Source organism: Rahnella aceris, assembly GCF_011684115.1.
In the GTDB taxonomy this organism is placed as follows: Bacteria; Pseudomonadota; Gammaproteobacteria; order Enterobacterales; family Enterobacteriaceae; genus Rahnella; species Rahnella aceris.
In genome coordinates this window covers 1,016,644-1,032,683 of sequence record NZ_JAADJV010000001.1, presented here as the reverse complement: position 1 = coordinate 1,032,683, position 16,040 = coordinate 1,016,644, and the positions used below count along the sequence as shown (strand labels likewise).

The following is a 16,040-nucleotide window of genomic DNA, read 5'->3' as shown; positions in this document are numbered from 1 at the left end:
AAATCCGCAAATTAAAATCATCCGCAAAAATCCTTTAAACACGTTGCCCCGGCATCCGTAATTTCTATAAACCAATGAGTGAAAATACGGTTAATAAGGCGCTGAGGCAGATTGAACTCACAAGTGAACCAGTCCGCCATCCACAGCGTACTGGCTTCCGGTTACGTAAGACGCATCATCTGAGAGCAGAAAAAGTGCGACGGCAGCCGCTTCATCAGCTGTACCGGCTCGTCTGAGAGGCACCTGGCTTACTACAAAATCTTCAAACTGTTGCCGCGACTCCTCGGGCATGAAGTGTCTAAAATTAGTCTCGACAGGCCCTGGCACCAGCGTGTTGGCGCGAATGTTGCGTGCAGCAAGCGAGGCGGCCCAGCTTTTTACCATGGCGACAACGGCACCTTTTGTTGCAGCATATAAGCTCGTCATTGGCGCACCTTCATAGACTGAAGACGATGCAGTGACCAACACTGATGCACCTGGGTTCAAAATGTTGGAAAGTGATGCAAGCTGGAGCATAGGCCCGCGAACATTGGCATTCATCATGCGATTAAAGGCGTCGGCCGTAACGGATTCCGGTGCACCAACCTCTGCGTAACCCGCATTCAGCCACAACCCGTCGAGATGCCCCCAGCCGCTGACTGCCGTTGCGAGCGCATCAATGTCTGCCTCACTTGCTGCATCACTTTTCAGGATCAGTGCAGTGTCCGGCAACAGCTTACGGGCCCGGGCCAGACGTTCTTCACTCAGCCCTGTGATGGCAACTTGTCCACCCTCTTTCACAATTCGCAGCGCTCCTGCCAGCCCCATACCGCTGGTGCCCCCCGTTATAAGTACACGTTTACCGTGAAATCTTCCCATAATGACTCCCCTTTAATCGTTATAACCGCCATTTACCTTACGAAAGAACTCCATTACTGCCCATCCCTTCTGAGGGCTTCACAACTACCGGCAGTTAAAGCCGGAGAAGTACTGTTTCCTTTGCTTAATGATCTGAAAGACTGAATTCCAAATACCCGGGCGATCCGCAAACCAGCAACATAACAATAACAGATGCGGACACCCGCAATCTGATTTCAGCTCCGCTCACTGCACTCGCAGAAATGAGCACGACAGGAATGAGGTCGAGGCCTTTCTCGGTCAGCGTGCAGAAATCTTTGCGCCTGTCGTCGGGGCCGGGCACTCTCGCAAGAATGCCCTGCTGCTCAAGAAAAGCCAGCCGGGACGGGAAAAACCACAGACCCTTGCCCTGTGACAAGGATCTGTGGTGAGACTGCACGACAAAAATACGCTTCAGCCATTCGTCCGGGACTGCTTACGCTAATTCCGTCCGTGCGTTCTGCTGCTGTTCATCAGGCCGTATCCTGAACCAGATGGCATACATTGCCGGCAGGAAGACCAGCGTGATGATGGTGCCGCCAAACGTCCCGCCAATCAGCGTATAAGCCAGCGTTCCCCAGAACACCGAGTGGGTCAGCGGGATAAACGCCAGAATGGCCGCCATCGCCGTCAGCAACACCGGTCTGGCCCGCTGCACTGTTGCCTCCACCACCGCATGAAATGGCGGCAGCCCTTCCTGTTCGTTGTGATGGATCTGCCCTATCAGGATCAGGGTGTTACGCATCAGGATGCCCGACAGCGCAATCAGTCCGACCAGCGCATTGATCCCAAATGGCTGGTTAAAGAGCAGCAGCGTGGGCACCACCCCAATCAGCCCCAGTGGCGCGGTGAGGAAGACCATCACCATCGCCGACATCGACCGCACCTGCAGGATAATAATCAACAGCGTCATGGCAATCATGATCGGGAACAGCGGTGCCATCGCCTGGGTGGCTTTTCCGGATTCTTCAATAGAACCCGCCTGCTCGATACGGTATCCGGCCGGGAGCGTATCAATGACCGGCTGTAACGCTTTGATCATTGCCGTGGAGACATCCGGCGGCTGCAGGTTTTCGGCAATGTCCCCCCGCACGGTAATGGTCGGCGTACGATCGCGACGGCGCAGAACAGGATCTTCCATTTGCACCTCAACCTCCCCGATCTGCGACAGCGGAATGCGCTGGCCGGAAGAACCCACTAAGGTAAAACCGGCGATTTTTTCCGGATCAAGCCGGATATCTCCTGCCGCCCGCCCCATCACCTGCACCGAACGGATATCTTCACGCACCGAGGTGATCGGAACCCCTGAAAGCAGGAACTGAAGCTGTTGCGCGACCGCATTCGATGTCAGCCCCACCGCCTGAAGACGGTCCTGATTGAGCGTGAAATGCAGCGCCGGTACACGCGGCCCCCAGTCGGTGTTGACGGTCCTCATCATCGGGCTGGCCTGCATCACCTTTTCGACCTTGTCTGCAATTTCGCGCAGTTTATCAGGATCCGGCCCCATCACCCGGTAGGCCACCGGATAAGGAGAATACGGACCGAACACCAGTTGGGTTACACGCACGCGCGCCTCAGGTGCCAGGCCGCTGGCCACCGCTTCACGTAGCCTGAACTTGAGCGCCTCGCGTGCTTCCTGACTGTCCGTCAGCACGACAATTTTCGCAAACGACGGATCGGGCAGCTCAGGCGCCATAGCCAGATAAAAACGCGGTGAACCCTGCCCGATGTAGGACGTGACGATTTTTGCCTCTTTCTGCTTTCTCAGCCAGGCTTCGATTTTCGCCGTGGTGGCGCTGGTCTGCTCAATAGAAGTGCCATAAGGCATCTGCACTTCAACCAGTACTTCCGGGCGGTCAGAGGTCGGGAAAAATTGTTTTTTCACCAGCCCCATGCCAAGTATAGCGACCGTAAAGACGGCAATAACGGTACCGGCGACTATCCACTTGCGCGCGATGACGCGGGTCAGCACCCGGCGAAAACGGTTGTAATGACGGGTGTCGTAAATCGCCGCATGCCCGCCCTCCACCGTTTTGATTTTCGGCAACATTTTCACGCCCAGATAAGGCGTAAACACCACCGCCACAATCCAGGAAGCAATCAGGGCGATACCGACAATCCAGAACATGTTGCTGGTGTATTCACCGGCAGTGGACTGGGCAAAACCGTTGGGCATGAATCCGACGGCGGTGACCAGCGTGCCTGCCAGCATCGGGGCTGCCGTGTGACTCCAGGCATAGGCCGAGGCTTTGATGCGGTCGTAGCCCTCTTCCATTTTCACCACCATCATTTCGATGGCGATGATGGCATCATCGACCAGCAACCCGAGCGCCAGGATCAGCGAGCCCAGGGTAATACGGTCAAAGTTTTTGCCGGAAGCCTCCATCACCACAAAGACAATCGCCAGCGTCAGCGGCACCGCGGCGGCAACCACCACGCCCACGCGCCAGCCCATACTGACGAAGCACACCACCATCACCACCAGCAGCGCGACGAAGAATTTGATCATGAACTCGTCAACGGCGGAGCTGATGTTGACTGACTGATCGGTGACCTTGGTCAGGGTCATGCCCAGCGGCATGCCCTCATTGATTTTGGCCGTTTCCGCATCCAGCGCCTTACCCAAATCCAGACCGTTCCAGCCGTCGCGCATAACGATGCCCAGCAGCAGCGCCGGTTCACCCTGATTGCGGATCAGGAAGGTCGCAGGATCTTCGTAGCCCCGTTCAACGGTTGCCACGTCAGAAAGCTGCAAGGTTCTGCCCTGTACGACGATGGGCGTTTCGCGGATTTTCTCCAGTTTGTCGAAGGCGCCATCCAGGCGGATAAAGACCTGCGGCCCTTTGGTATCAATCGAACCGGCGGGCGTCAGGACGTTCTGGCTGTTGAGGGCGGAGAAAATATCCTGAGGCGAAATACCCAGCGTGGCCAGCCGGTCATGCGAGAACGACACAAAGATGCGTTCGGCCTGTTCGCCGATGATATTGACCTTCTTGACCCCCGGCACATGCAGAATTTGCTGGCGCAACGATTCCGCATCGCGCACCAGCAGTCGCTGTGGCTCCCCTTTGGCCTTCAGCGCAAAGAGCGCAAAGGTCACGTCGGAGAATTCATCATTGACCATCGGCCCGATGACGCCTGCCGGCAGGTTTTTGGTCTCATCCCCCAGCTTCTTACGTGCCTGATAAAACTCTTCCTGCACCTGTGAAGGCGGTGTGCTGTCCTTCAGCGAAAGCATGGTAAAAGCCAGACCGGGACGCGTGTACGTCTCGCTGCGGTCATACCACTTCAGCTCCTGCATACGCTTTTCCAGCGGTTCAGCCACCTGATCCTGCATTTCCTGCGCGGTGGCACCCGGCCAGGCAGAAATAATGGTCATCTGCTTGACCGTAAACGGCGGATCTTCAGCCCGTCCCAGTTCAAAAAACGAAAGAATACCGGCCACGGTAATCAGGATAATCAGGAACAGCGTGATTGAGCGCTCACGCACGGCGAGCGCAGAAAGATTGAATCGCCCCGCGCTCATGGCTGGCTCCCGGCGACGCTGGCATCGCTTTGTTCGGCCAGGCGTACGGCCTCACCGTCATGCAGCAGATGCGCCCCGAGAGCGACCACCTGCTCTCCCGGCTTAAGGGAACCGGTCACCCTCGCCGCATCGTCACCCAATCCCTGCACCTGCACGGGCCGCCATGACACTTTGGCGGGCTTACCCGAAATCTCCCAGACCCCCGGCCCTTTGCCCGGATCATAGATGGCCGCTAAAGGCACCTGCATCACCTGGCCCGGTAATTTATCGTCTGCAATATGCAGCGTCACGGTGGATCCCAGCGGGGCATTCGCCAGTGCTCCCTCAAGTACATATCTCGCCTCGAAAGTACGGGTTAGCGGATCTGCCGCATCGGAAAGAAGCCGCAGTTTCGCAGGGACAGCCTGTTTACCGGTACCGTACAACGTTGCTTCGGCCTCGCTTCCGGCAACCGGGCGTAACGTCTCAGGCAACTGCACGATGGCCTCGCGTTGCCCTGCTCTGGCCAGCCGGACCACTGGCTGCCCGGCACTGACAACCTGACCGGGTTCAGCCAGCGTATCCATGACCACGCCGTCGGCGTCAGCCAGCAGCACGGCGTAGCCCGTGGCGTTTTGCGCCACATTGGCCTGGGCCTGAGCCGCACTGAGTTCCGCTTTGGCCGTATCTGCGGCGGCCTTTATCTGATCGTAGGCCGATGCCGACACTGCGCCTGCAGCGACCAGACCGCGATAGCGCACCTCGTCATCAGTCGCTTGTCTTGCACGGGCCCGTGCCGCCGCGACGGTCTGTTGCTGAGCCTGTGCCTGCAGACTCAGGTCAACCGGATCCAGACGCATCAATGGCTGACCGCGTTTAACGGTCTGGCCGGTATCGACCAGGCGTTCAAGGATTTTGCCCTGCACTCTGAAACCGAGGTCGCTTTGAATCCGGGCGACAACAACGCCGGTAAATGCGCGGGAGGCATCGGCAGCACTCACCACGGTCGCAGACCTGACCAGAGGAGGCTGAGTACGGGGATCGTCGGTACCGGAAGAGTCGCCGCAGGCCACAAGGGCAAGCGGCAACAGGCAAACAGCAAAGGTGGCAGGATTAAGCCTGAGCATGGGTTCCCTTAATTGAATTAGCAGGACAGTAACCGCATTCTCAGACCAGTGACCAATAATGTCAATAGTCACCACTCAGGGTGACAGACTTCTCAGTATCAGTGAGGACAGGAGCGCCGCAGCCGCCGGTGCCGTTTCCAGATTGTATTGCAACTGTACCGGACTGATGTAAGGCCGCATGACCAGATATATCGCGTGCGCCGCCTCATCCAGCGGCGTTTTTCGTTCAAACTCGCCCGCCTGCCGCCCTTCAACAATGATTTGTTCAATCAGTGTTCTCAGACGCTCTTCATGAGCCTCTGCCGACGGCCACTTATCCCGCGCCGCCACGGCAGCAATGTCATAAAGCTTGCGATCGTGAAAAAACAAATCACTGCCGGCTTCAGTCAGTGCCCTGAATAAACGCCGCAACTTTTCGGAGGCCGACGGGGCATCTGCAATCGCTGAATTGACAATCGCCATGATCATCGCCAGCCGGTTAGTGCAGATCACCTCGCCGATCGCCTGCTTGGAATCGAAAAATTTATAGATGTAGGATTTTGAAAACCCTATTGATTTAGCCAGTTCTGACACCGTGGTTTTCTCGTAACCAAAATGCCCGAAATGCTCTGTGGCAGCGTCAACGACCTGATCACGCACACTGTGATCCGATGGCCCCCTTGGGGGATGTACATTTATGTGTTTAGTCATTTTTCCAGCTTAGCTCAATGAGCCCTGATTGACAACGAGTGACCATTTGGTAATGTAGTCACACTTCAAAACTGACTCAAGGAATATCAATGTTCCCCCTCCGTACTCTTGCACTGGTGGTGAGCAGCGTCTTACTGGCGGGTTGCGCCGTCGGGCCGGATTATCATCGCCCGGATGCCCCCCTTCCTGAACGCTATCAGGCACAGTCTGCCGTCCAGCAGAGAAGCGCCTCCAGACCCGCCAGTTTTGCCGTCTGGTGGGACGGCTTCGGCGATCCCCTGTTAAGTCAGTACGTTACCGACGCCCTCGCGCAGAATCTCGATCTCGCACAGGCCACCGCCCGCATGGCCCAGTCACGCGCCGGACTGGGCGCGGCCACAGCAGCGCTGTTACCTTCAGGGAACGTCAGCGGGCAAGCGGCACGCGCGTATCAGTCGGCCGAAACCCCGCTGGGTCAGGTTCTCAGCGCAACGCCGGATTATAATCGCTACGGCAATAGCTATGAAACCGATCTCAACGCAAGCTGGGAGATTGACGTATTTGGGGGGCTGCGACGCGGGCGTCAGGCTGCACTGGCTGACTATCAGGCTTCCGAAGCGGGCGTCGCCGCCACCCGTCTTGCCGTCGCGGCTCAGACTGCCGATACCTATATCACCCTGCGCGGATTACAAACCCGGCTGTCCATCGCGGAGAAACAGGTCAGTACGCAGCAGGAGCTGCTGGAAAAGGTACAACTCCTGAACGCTAAAGGACTGGCTCCGGCGTATCAGGTTCGCCAGACCGAAGGGGAACTGGCGCAGGTTCAGGCAACCGTACCGGTTCTCCGTACCGGGCTTGATGCGGCGATGAATGCATTAGATGTCATGCTCGGCACGCCTCCCGGCACCCATCGCAGTCAGTTAGCGTTGCCGGGTGCCATACCGCAGGCTCCGCAGATAACCTCAACGGGCACACCTGCCGACCTGTTGCGCCGCAGACCCGATATTATCGTGGCGGAGCGCCATCTCGCGGCGTCGAGTGCACGTATCGGCGTGGCGGTCAGTGAGTATTATCCGAAGTTTTCACTCAGTGCCCTGCTCGGCAGCGCGACGGCTGTGTCGGGCGACAACCTGTTCTCCGGCGGTGCCAGCCAGTCGGCAGCCGTGCTGGGACTGCGCTGGCGGCTCTTCGATTTTGGTCGCATCAACGCCCAGATAGATCAGGCGAAAGGCCAGGAAGCCGAAGCGCTCGCGGCCTATCGCCTGTCGGTATTACGCGCCACCGAAGACGTCGAAAATGCTTTCTCTGCTCTGGTCAATCGTGAAACACAGGCCGCCACGCTGACCCGCGGTGAAACCGCCCTGGCCAGCGCCCGCCAGTCATCTTTTATCGCTTACCGGCAGGGAACGGCCAGCCTGATGGACGTCCTGCACAACGATGAAACCCTGTTACAGGCTTCCGACGCCAGGGCGCAGGCGCAGACAGAATCTGCGCGCGCGGCTGTTGCAACGTTCAGGGCGCTCGGCGGAGGCTGGCAGCCACCGGAAACGGCCACACCATAAGATGCCGCAGATCTTCCCTTACTTGTGTCACAGACGTGACGACCTTTTTACCGTAGATAACACGACAGAGCCGTACTGATAACCGGGGGACTGATGAAAAGGATAGGTATTCTGGAGGTAGACGCGTTAACTGAAAAACTGGTACGAGGATTGTTTCTTGCCGCGCCTGATGCAGAGGTATTTCTGGTTTCGGGAAACAACGAACGCGTGCGCAAGCTGGGAAGAGAGTTCCCCTGCTGGACGCTGGACAGTTACCAGGATGTCATCAATGAGACTGATGTCATTATTACCGGCGTGGATCGCCATGCTCTGAATGAAATGGCCAATCAGGTGCAGTTGCGAAGCGCGCAAACGCTGGTTTCACTGGTGCCGGGGCTGCCCTCACAGAGTCTGCGAAAGCTATTCAGACACACTGATTGTGTCAGACTGATGTTTTCCTTCGCCGCTGAAATCAATAAATCGAGCGTGATCCTGACTGGTGCTGATCAAGAGGTTCAGCGTTTATTTTCCCTGCTGGGTCCACTGACCGTCTTGCCTGACGAGCAGGACTTTGACTTAGCCACGGTCAGTCTTTGTATGAGTCATGGCTTTTATTTTCTGGCGGAAGGCTTAGCGTGCTGGCTGACCGGGAAAGGTATGGCGGATGACACTGCCCGCCAGCTTGTCCTTAACGGTCTGAAAGACTGTGCTGAATATGCGGGTTATCACCCGTCCATCAACCTCGGCGAACTGGGGCAGGATATGTCATCTGCTGCACCCGGTATGTCGCAGGGGGTTGAGGTTCTTGCACGAATGGCGGCGCTTACCCCCTGGCATGTGGCTTCTGATACGGTTTTATCGGAAATTCAGGAAAACCCCGCTGCGCAAATAACCCGCTGAAATGAAATACTCTTTTTTCCAACGTCGAATGACACTCCGAACTCAGAGTGTCGTTTTTGACCGCTAAAATCCTCAGGATTAACCGGCGCATCCGCCTGCGCCAAACAGGCGTCAGTGTCAAAGATATCTGATTAGTGTTCGGCTCAGGGATTTACCGTAGCGTTTAAACGTAAATGCTTTCATCGTCTTATTCTTCATTTATTTTTTCGCATCAAGCTGAAGACTTTTGCGCACCACCTTATCCAGGAATGACGCAGGGGCGAATCTGAGAATAAAATTCAACTGACCAGCCAGCTTTCCCGCCGTATAGCGAATCTTTGGACGTGAAGTCTGAGCCGCTTTAACCACCACGTCAGCCACCACCTCCGGACTTTCCGCCTCAGCCATTGCCTTGCTCACCACTTTCGTCAGCTTAGCCCGGATCTGGTCATACTCTTCAAGCCTGGCATCCGGCTCGATATTATTGGCTTCAAACTGTGTTTTCATGTAAGCAGGTTCGATGACAGAAACTCTGATGCCCTGCGTGCGCAGTTCATGATCCAGTGCACCCGAATACCCTTCCACCGCATGCTTACTGGCCGCATAAAGTGCCACATACGGCAACGGAACGATGCCGAGTATCGAACCGATATTGATGATGCGTCCGCTGCCCTGACGGCGCATATGAGGGATCACTGCCCGGCTCAACCTGACGATGCCCAGAAAGTTGGTGTCGAAAATGTGTTTGGCCTGATCGACAGAACTTTCTTCCGCCGCCGCCGGAGCGACCCCAAAGCCCGCATTGTTCACCAGAACATCGATCTGCCCCTCCAGACGCAGCAACTCCTCAATGGCGGCTCCGACAGAAGCGTCGTCGGTCACATCCAGCGTCAGTAACGGAAACGGATGTTTTCCCGCCTGTGAACCACGCCGGCTCGTGCCATATACAGTAAATCCAGCGGCTAAAAGTTTACGGGCAGACGCTTCGCCAATACCTGAGGACGCACCGGTAACCAGTGCTACACGTTTTTTTGTCATGCTGAATAAGGCCTTCATGATGTGTTTAAGGTTTCTCATCGCTGATGAGACGACAGGCTGTAAGGGATTTATGTCGGATTTACCGCTGTGCAGAACAGCCGGAAGACCGTTCTGCACAGTGCACCTCATTGATTACCGTGTTTTATATCGTTCAGCGGCTTCATCTTGTTTGATGTCTGAGAGCAGCGCCTGACGTGAAGCATCGAGGGTGTCCCAGCGGGCAGCATTATGTAAAGGCGGGATGGTGACCAGTTCACGGCGGTCAAAGCCCACCAGTGCGGCATCGACTAACTCGCCCACTTCCATGAATTTTGCCGAGTTACTGATGTCGATACCCGCACGGTCCCAGATTTCCGTATAAGTGCCAGCAGGGAGCACCGCCTGGATATAAATGCCTTTAGATGACAGCTCGACATTCATTCCCTGAGACAGGAAAAGCACAAAGGCTTTGGTTGCACCGTAAACCGTCATGGCAAATTCCGGGGCGAGTCCGACGATGGAACTGATGTTGACGATCGTTCCTCCCCCCGCTTGCACAAAGCGTGGTGCCACGGCGCTGGCCAGTCTGGTCAGGGCGGTGACGTTAAGCGCGATAAGGCTTTCTATCGAATCAGGCGTCTGCTCGGTAAAACTGCCGGACTGCGCGATACCCGCGTTATTGATAAGGATGCCAATCCGTGTGTCTTCACGCAGACGGGCTTCGACCGCGGCTAAATCACGCGTTTGCGTGAGGTCGGCAGGCAGAACGTCGACAGAAATGCCATTTTCCTGTCGCAGACGCGCGGCCAGTGTTTCTAACTTCGCTTTGTCGCGCGCGACCAGAACCAGGTCGTGGCCCCGGCGGGCAAACCGTTCCGCGTAAACAGCACCAATACCCGTGGATGCGCCTGTGATGAGAACTGAAGCTTTAGTCATAAGTTGATCTTCTTTCTTAATGTGTAAACAAAATCCGCAATGTGCGATGTAGGTAGGGCTTTACTTGCTGGTCTCCGTCAGCGACGGGTAATCGGTATATCCCGCTGCGCCACCGCCATAAAGAGTTTCAGGATTGAGCGAGGCCAGAGGCGCGCCCGTCTTCAGCCTTTCAACCAGATCCGGGTTGGAGATGAACGGACGACCGAACGCGAACAGATCGGCTTTACCTTGCGCAAGCTGAGCGGACGCCAGTTCCAGGTCATAGCCATTGTTACCGATGTAGGTGTTTTTAAAACGGCGGCGCAGGGAGTCGTAATCGAACGGTGATACATCACGCGGGCCGCCCGTCGCGCCTTCAACCACATGGAGGTACACGATGCCCAATGCATCGAGTTGTTCAGCGAGGTAATCATATTGTGGCTGCGGATCACTGCATGAAATCGCATTAGCAGGTGACACTGGTGAAATGCGTACGCCAGTGCGTTCTGCGCCGATCTCATCTTTTACGGCCGCCGTGACTTCCAGCAGCAGGCGCGCACGATTCCCGACAGAGCCGCCGTACTCATCGGTACGCTGGTTTGCGCCGTCTTTCAGGAACTGTTCCAGCAGATAGCCATTCGCGCCGTGGATCTCCACGCCGTCAAATCCGGCGGCAATGGCATTGGCCGATGCCTTTCTGAAATCGTCGATAATCCCCGGTATTTCCTGCAACGCCAGCGCACGTGGTTCAGAGACATCAGCAAAACCGTTGTTCACAAAGGTCTTGGTCTCAGCACGGATGGCGGACGGCGCAACCGGCGCAGCGCCACCGGGCTGTAAATCGACATGCGAAATTCGTCCCACGTGCCATAACTGTACAAATATGCGCCCGCCTTTGGCATGCACGGCGTCAGTCACTTTGCGCCAGCCATCGATCTGAGCTTGTGTATAGATCCCCGGTGTATCCTGATAACCCTGCGCCTGTGCGGAGATCTGCGTCGCTTCGGTAATCAGCAATCCTGCGGTGGCACGCTGGGCGTAGTAGGTCGCCGCCAGTTCGCCCGGCACCAGCCCCGCTCCGGCCCGGTTACGTGTCAGCGGTGCCATCACGATGTGGTTGGCCAGTGTTATTGAGCCAAGATCATAAGGTTGAAATAGTGGTCGGTTGGTCATGTTTATTCGCCTGCTAAGTGGTGGGTCAAAGGTCAATATAATGATGATGATCATCATCTATAAAGTCAACCGGTTTGATTATGGTCATCATCAATGTATACTTAAACCCTATTTTTGAGAGGGGCAGGAAAGCATGAAAGTGTCAAAAGAGCAGGTTCGGGAAAACCGGATGCGCATTGTAGAAACGGCCTCAGAACTTTTTCGTGAGCGCGGTTACGATGGCGTGGGCGTGGCGGAACTGATGTCTGCGGCAGGCTTAACCCACGGCGGGTTCTACAAACACTTTGGTTCCAAGGCTGATCTGATGTCGGAGGCGATGAGCTGCGGTTTCAGGCGATCCGCAGAAAGCACGGCAGGTGTAGACCGGGAAAAATTTATTGAATACTACCTCTCCCGACAACATCGGGCTGATATGGGAAAGGGGTGCGTGATGTCGGCACTGGGCGCCGATACAGCCCGTCAGTCTGCGTCAATCAGGGCGGCATTTGCCGCCGGAATTGAACGTCAGCTGGCAGTTTTAGGAAACGAAAAAGAGGTGGAAGGCAGCACGCGTGCCGACCTGATTGACACGATTGCCCATCTTGTCGGTGCGCTGGTGTTATCCCGCGCCTGCCCTGATGATTCGTCTCTTGCGGATGAGATTCTGGAGGTTTGCCGCAGCCGGATTTTGAGCACCGGGATGTCTGGTGATTCATGAGCCTGAACTGAAACCTATTTCCCGTGGCTTATGCGAAATGTCACCCGCTGGGGATGGTTTACTGACACTAAATATTCAACCGGTTGATTCAAGCGGTCAGTAATCACCCCCCGATACACCAGAGCAGGACTATGGGGTTGTGCATTTAATAACGTCTGTTCTTCTTCATTCATTAGGGTCACGCGGAGCGTGCCTTCGTCTGAAACGCCTAAAACACCGTAGTTTTCTGCCAGAAGACGATACAGCGAACCGCTCTGCTCAAGCATCTCAGCGGTCAGGTCCGGAATAATCGCCCTTGGCAGGTAGCTGGTTTCCAGACAAAAAGGCTCACCGTCAGCGAGACGCAGGCGTTTAATCATCACCAAAGGGTCGCCAGCCTGAATTTTTAGTAATGCGGCAATACGCGGGCTGGCTTGGGCCTCCTGAAAATAAATCAACCGGCTGCCCGCTACCGCACCATTTAACTCCGTGATTTTGCTGATGCCGTGCTCGATTGTCTGCGTCAGTGGCCGCTGTATCGTGGTCTCAGTCAGCCATGTCCCCTGGTTTCCCCGCCTTTCCAGCATTCCGCAGCTCACAAGCTCATCTGTAATTTTTCGTAATGTCATCCTGCTGATACCCAACAGGCCCGACAGATCACGTTCTGCCGGAATTTGATCACCTTCGTTGAATTCCGTGTTTAACAAATTCAGCAGCACTTGCCTGGCCGCCAGATAGGCTTTCCGCGGGCGGCGTTTACTTTCACTTAACTCAGTCATGGTCTGTTTTATAGCCCAATAAAATTAAAAAACAGGAGTTATTCTAGCCAATGAGTCGTTGATCTGTCACCGGAAATATCCTTCACAGAACGGTAATCACCGATAAAAAAACAGACCATAACATCATAACTTATTATTATACCTGATTAAAATCATTAAATTGATTGCGTATTCTTACCTGCTGGCGTATATCTTTCATGGTACATTTTACGGTATATTTAACGGGAGTGAATGATGAAAAAAACGCTTGCCCTATTTTCCCTTGGCCTTGCGATGATCGGGCTTTCCGGTCACGCATCAGCGCAGCAACAAATCCGGTTTGGTACTGACGCGACATTTCCGCCCTTTGAGTTTAAAGCTGCCGATGGCAGCCTGCAGGGGTTTGATATTGATCTGGGTAATGCGATTTGCGCTCAGCTCAAGGCGAAATGTGTTTGGGTTGAAAACGGATTTGATGGTCTGATCCCCGCGCTCCAGGCGCGTAAATTCGATGCCATTATTTCTTCGTTGTCGATTACAGATGAGCGTAAAAAAGCGATCAACTTCTCCGATAAATTATTCAACACACCGGCGTATCTGGTGGCTTCAAAAGACAGCGGCCTCAAACCTCTGGCCGAATCTCTGCGTGGTAAGCGTGTGGGCGTGCAGCAAGGCTCAGTGTTCGAAGCCTACGCGAAGAAACACTGGCAATCACAAGGCGTCGAACTGGTTTCCTATCCCGCAGCAGAGGCAGTTTACGCCGATTTAGTCGTCGGCCGTCTGGATGCGACGCTGGACGATGCGACGGTGGTGACCACCGCGTTGCTGGACAAACCCCAGGGAAAGAATTTCAGCCTGATTGAACCGCAGGTAAAAGATGATGCCATTTTTGGCCCGGGTACCGGTATTGGCATTTCGAAGCAAAATAGCGAACTGCTGGAACAACTCAACGGGGCGATTAAGGCGATACGCAATGACGGTACTTATGACCGGCTGGCTAAAAAATATTTCAATTTCAATGTGTACGGTGACTGATTTATGAATACTTCAGCAATTATCTCCTCTCTTATCGAACAGCGCTTCCTCCCGCAGGGGGGACTGAGCCAGGTGTTTCTTGTGGCCTGCGGTGGGTCGCTGGTGGATATGTATCCGGCAAATTATTTTCTTAACAGTGAGTCGACGGCTTTACACAGTTACATGATGACCGCAAACGAGTTTGTTCATGCCGCGCCAAAGACATTAGGCCCTCAATCCCTGACGATTGTTTGCTCACATGGCGGGAATACCGCAGAGTCTGTCGCAGCGGCCAAACTGGCCCAAAGCCGGGGCAGCGTTACGGTGACACTGACGCACAATGAAAATGCAGACCTTATCGGCTTTTCTGACAGTAATTTGCTTTATGCCTGGGGAGATGACAGCCAGGTGATTAATAACCCGATGGCAATCATTTTGAGTCTTTGCGTCGAAGCCTTGCAACAGACCGGGGGTTATGACGGATATGCCGATTTCCAGGCAGGCATGGCGCAAATTGATGGGATTATCTTCCGGGCCAGACAGCAGGTTCAGGCGCGCTGCGCCGCCTTTGCTGAGCGCTACAGCCGGGAATCACTTTTCTACATTCTGTCCAGCGGGGCTTCCTACGGACATGCTTATGGTTTTGCCATATGTTCATTAATGGAAATGCAGTGGCTGAATGCGGCATCGATTCATAGCGGCGAATTCTTCCATGGTCCGTTTGAAGTGACAGATATGAATACCCCCTGGATCCTGATGATGAACGAAGGCCGCACCAGGGCACTTGATGAAAGAGTGCGCGATTTCCTTCGGCAGTACGGAAATAAGGTGGAAATTGTGGATGCAAAAGAGCTGGGGCTTGGCGTCATACCCGCCAGCGTGGTGGAGTATTTTAACCCCGTCCTCTTCTACAGTGTTATGTGCGAATATCGCGCGGCATTAGCGAAGATACGTCAACATCCGCTGGAAACACGACGATACATGGGACAGGTCGCTTATTAGGAGATGACAACATGAGAGTACTTGGCCTGGGCGATAACGTGATTGACCGGTATACCCATACAGGTATCGGTTATCCGGGAGGAAACGCGCTTAACTTCAGTGTGTACGCCCGCTTATTATCCGCAAATGCGGCGTATCTGGGCGTTTTCGGCGACGACAGCGCGGCAGAACATATTCGCCGCGTCCTGGCAGCAAGGGAGATTGATACCTCTCATTGCCGGGTTGTACCGGGTGAAAATGGTTATGCCAGTCTGACCGTTGATCAGGGGGAGCGACGGTTTATTGACTCCAACGCCGGGGGGATCCGCCAGACGACGTCGATGGATTTTGTGTTAACCGATATGCCCTGGCTAGGTCAGTTTTCGCTGATACATACCAGTGCTTATAGCTATGTTGATGCGCTATTGCCCGAATTAAGTATGCTACCCGGCAGCTTATCCTATGATTTTTCTGATGATTTTGATGCCGGAAAGATAGGCCCGTTATGTCGTCAGTTAGACTACGGGTTTTTCTCATGCGCTGAACGCAGCATGGAAGAAACCCGCGAGATACTGGAAACGGCATGGCATGCGGGATGTCGCCTGCCTGTTGCAACGCGCGGGTCTGAGGGGGCGTTACTGTTCAATGGCAGTATCTGGATCAGTCAGCCATCGGAAAATATCACGCCGGCAGACACGCTTGGGGCAGGAGATGCTTTTATCACGGCTTTTTTGCTGGCGCATGTTAAAGGCGATACGCTGTCCCAAAGCTTGCGTCAGGGCGCCCTTTTCGCAGCAGAGATTTGTTTAACTGACGGCGCTTTTGGTGAGGGCATCCCCTACTGATCGTCTCAGGTTAACACCGGATCCGCGCGGCGGCAGAAAAGTGGCTGTATTCAGACGCCCCGGC

Annotated in this window: 14 protein-coding genes; 6 read left to right on the top strand and 8 right to left on the bottom strand. The window is 54.9% G+C overall.

The features are described from left to right. Nucleotides 1-117 precede the first annotated feature (117 nt). From GW591_RS04675 to GW591_RS04655, 4 genes are all read right to left on the bottom strand, one after another. The gene (locus GW591_RS04675; protein WP_013575230.1) at nucleotides 118-858 is read right to left on the bottom strand and encodes an SDR family oxidoreductase; all 741 of its coding nucleotides are present in this window, start codon (nucleotides 856-858) and stop codon (nucleotides 118-120) included. A gap of 454 nt (nucleotides 859-1,312) precedes the next feature. Continuing rightward, the gene (locus tag GW591_RS04665; protein ID WP_166860195.1) at nucleotides 1,313-4,402 is read right to left on the bottom strand and encodes an efflux RND transporter permease subunit; all 3,090 of its coding nucleotides are present in this window, start codon (nucleotides 4,400-4,402) and stop codon (nucleotides 1,313-1,315) included. After that, nucleotides 4,399-5,508: an efflux RND transporter periplasmic adaptor subunit gene (locus GW591_RS04660; protein WP_013575228.1), complete on the bottom strand. Its 1,110-nt coding sequence runs from the start codon at nucleotides 5,506-5,508 to the stop codon at nucleotides 4,399-4,401. Before GW591_RS04660 ends, GW591_RS04665 begins: the two co-directional genes overlap by 4 nt. Nucleotides 5,509-5,583: 75 nt before the next feature. After that, nucleotides 5,584-6,198 carry a TetR/AcrR family transcriptional regulator gene (locus tag GW591_RS04655; protein WP_013575227.1) on the bottom strand — a complete coding sequence of 205 codons (615 nt, stop codon included), beginning with the start codon at nucleotides 6,196-6,198 and terminating at the stop codon, nucleotides 5,584-5,586. A gap of 89 nt (nucleotides 6,199-6,287) precedes the next feature. On the opposite strand from GW591_RS04655, the gene GW591_RS04650 reads away from it, so the two are divergent. After that, nucleotides 6,288-7,739 carry an efflux transporter outer membrane subunit gene (locus GW591_RS04650; RefSeq protein WP_166860193.1) on the top strand — a complete coding sequence of 484 codons (1,452 nt, stop codon included), beginning with the start codon at nucleotides 6,288-6,290 and terminating at the stop codon, nucleotides 7,737-7,739. Between the two features lie 93 nt (nucleotides 7,740-7,832). Next, nucleotides 7,833-8,618 carry an NAD(P)-binding domain-containing protein gene (locus GW591_RS04645; protein WP_015689780.1) on the top strand — a complete coding sequence of 262 codons (786 nt, stop codon included), beginning with the start codon at nucleotides 7,833-7,835 and terminating at the stop codon, nucleotides 8,616-8,618. Nucleotides 8,619-8,816: 198 nt separating this feature from the next. Here GW591_RS04645 and GW591_RS04640 read toward each other — a convergent pair whose 3' ends face one another. The 3 genes from GW591_RS04640 to GW591_RS04630 all read right to left on the bottom strand — a co-directional run bounded on the left by GW591_RS04640 (nucleotide 8,817) and on the right by GW591_RS04630 (nucleotide 11,702). Further along, entirely contained in the window at nucleotides 8,817-9,635 is an 819-nt protein-coding gene (locus GW591_RS04640; RefSeq protein ID WP_041689081.1) for an oxidoreductase, read from the bottom strand. A gap of 132 nt (nucleotides 9,636-9,767) precedes the next feature. Next, the gene (locus GW591_RS04635) at nucleotides 9,768-10,550 is read right to left on the bottom strand and encodes an SDR family NAD(P)-dependent oxidoreductase (RefSeq protein ID WP_166860191.1); all 783 of its coding nucleotides are present in this window, start codon (nucleotides 10,548-10,550) and stop codon (nucleotides 9,768-9,770) included. A gap of 60 nt (nucleotides 10,551-10,610) precedes the next feature. After that, complete coding sequence (locus GW591_RS04630) at nucleotides 10,611-11,702, bottom strand: alkene reductase (protein ID WP_119261497.1); 1,092 nt, start codon at nucleotides 11,700-11,702, stop codon at nucleotides 10,611-10,613. A gap of 133 nt (nucleotides 11,703-11,835) precedes the next feature. Here GW591_RS04630 and GW591_RS04625 point away from each other — a divergent pair, with 133 nt between their 5' ends. Next, the gene (locus tag GW591_RS04625) at nucleotides 11,836-12,399 is read left to right on the top strand and encodes a TetR/AcrR family transcriptional regulator (RefSeq protein WP_015689776.1); all 564 of its coding nucleotides are present in this window, start codon (nucleotides 11,836-11,838) and stop codon (nucleotides 12,397-12,399) included. A 14-nt stretch (nucleotides 12,400-12,413) separates the two neighbouring features. Here the strand turns inward: GW591_RS04625 and GW591_RS04620 are convergent, their stop codons facing one another. Then, complete coding sequence (locus GW591_RS04620) at nucleotides 12,414-13,157, bottom strand: GntR family transcriptional regulator (protein ID WP_112151856.1); 744 nt, start codon at nucleotides 13,155-13,157, stop codon at nucleotides 12,414-12,416. Nucleotides 13,158-13,391: 234 nt separating this feature from the next. Between GW591_RS04620 and GW591_RS04615 the strand changes: the two genes are divergently transcribed. Genes GW591_RS04615 through GW591_RS04605 form a run of 3 tightly spaced genes read left to right on the top strand, consistent with a single transcriptional unit; the run spans nucleotide 13,392 to nucleotide 15,976 of the window. After that, on the top strand, nucleotides 13,392-14,171 hold the full coding sequence (locus GW591_RS04615) for an ABC transporter substrate-binding protein (protein WP_112151855.1): 780 nt from the start codon (nucleotides 13,392-13,394) through the stop codon (nucleotides 14,169-14,171). Nucleotides 14,172-14,174: 3 nt separating this feature from the next. Continuing rightward, nucleotides 14,175-15,152: an SIS domain-containing protein gene (locus GW591_RS04610; protein ID WP_119261495.1), complete on the top strand. Its 978-nt coding sequence runs from the start codon at nucleotides 14,175-14,177 to the stop codon at nucleotides 15,150-15,152. A gap of 11 nt (nucleotides 15,153-15,163) precedes the next feature. Beyond that, nucleotides 15,164-15,976 (top strand): PfkB family carbohydrate kinase, encoded by an 813-nt coding sequence (locus tag GW591_RS04605; protein WP_013575217.1) that lies wholly within the window; start codon nucleotides 15,164-15,166, stop codon nucleotides 15,974-15,976. The last annotated feature ends 64 nt before the right edge of the window (nucleotides 15,977-16,040 follow it).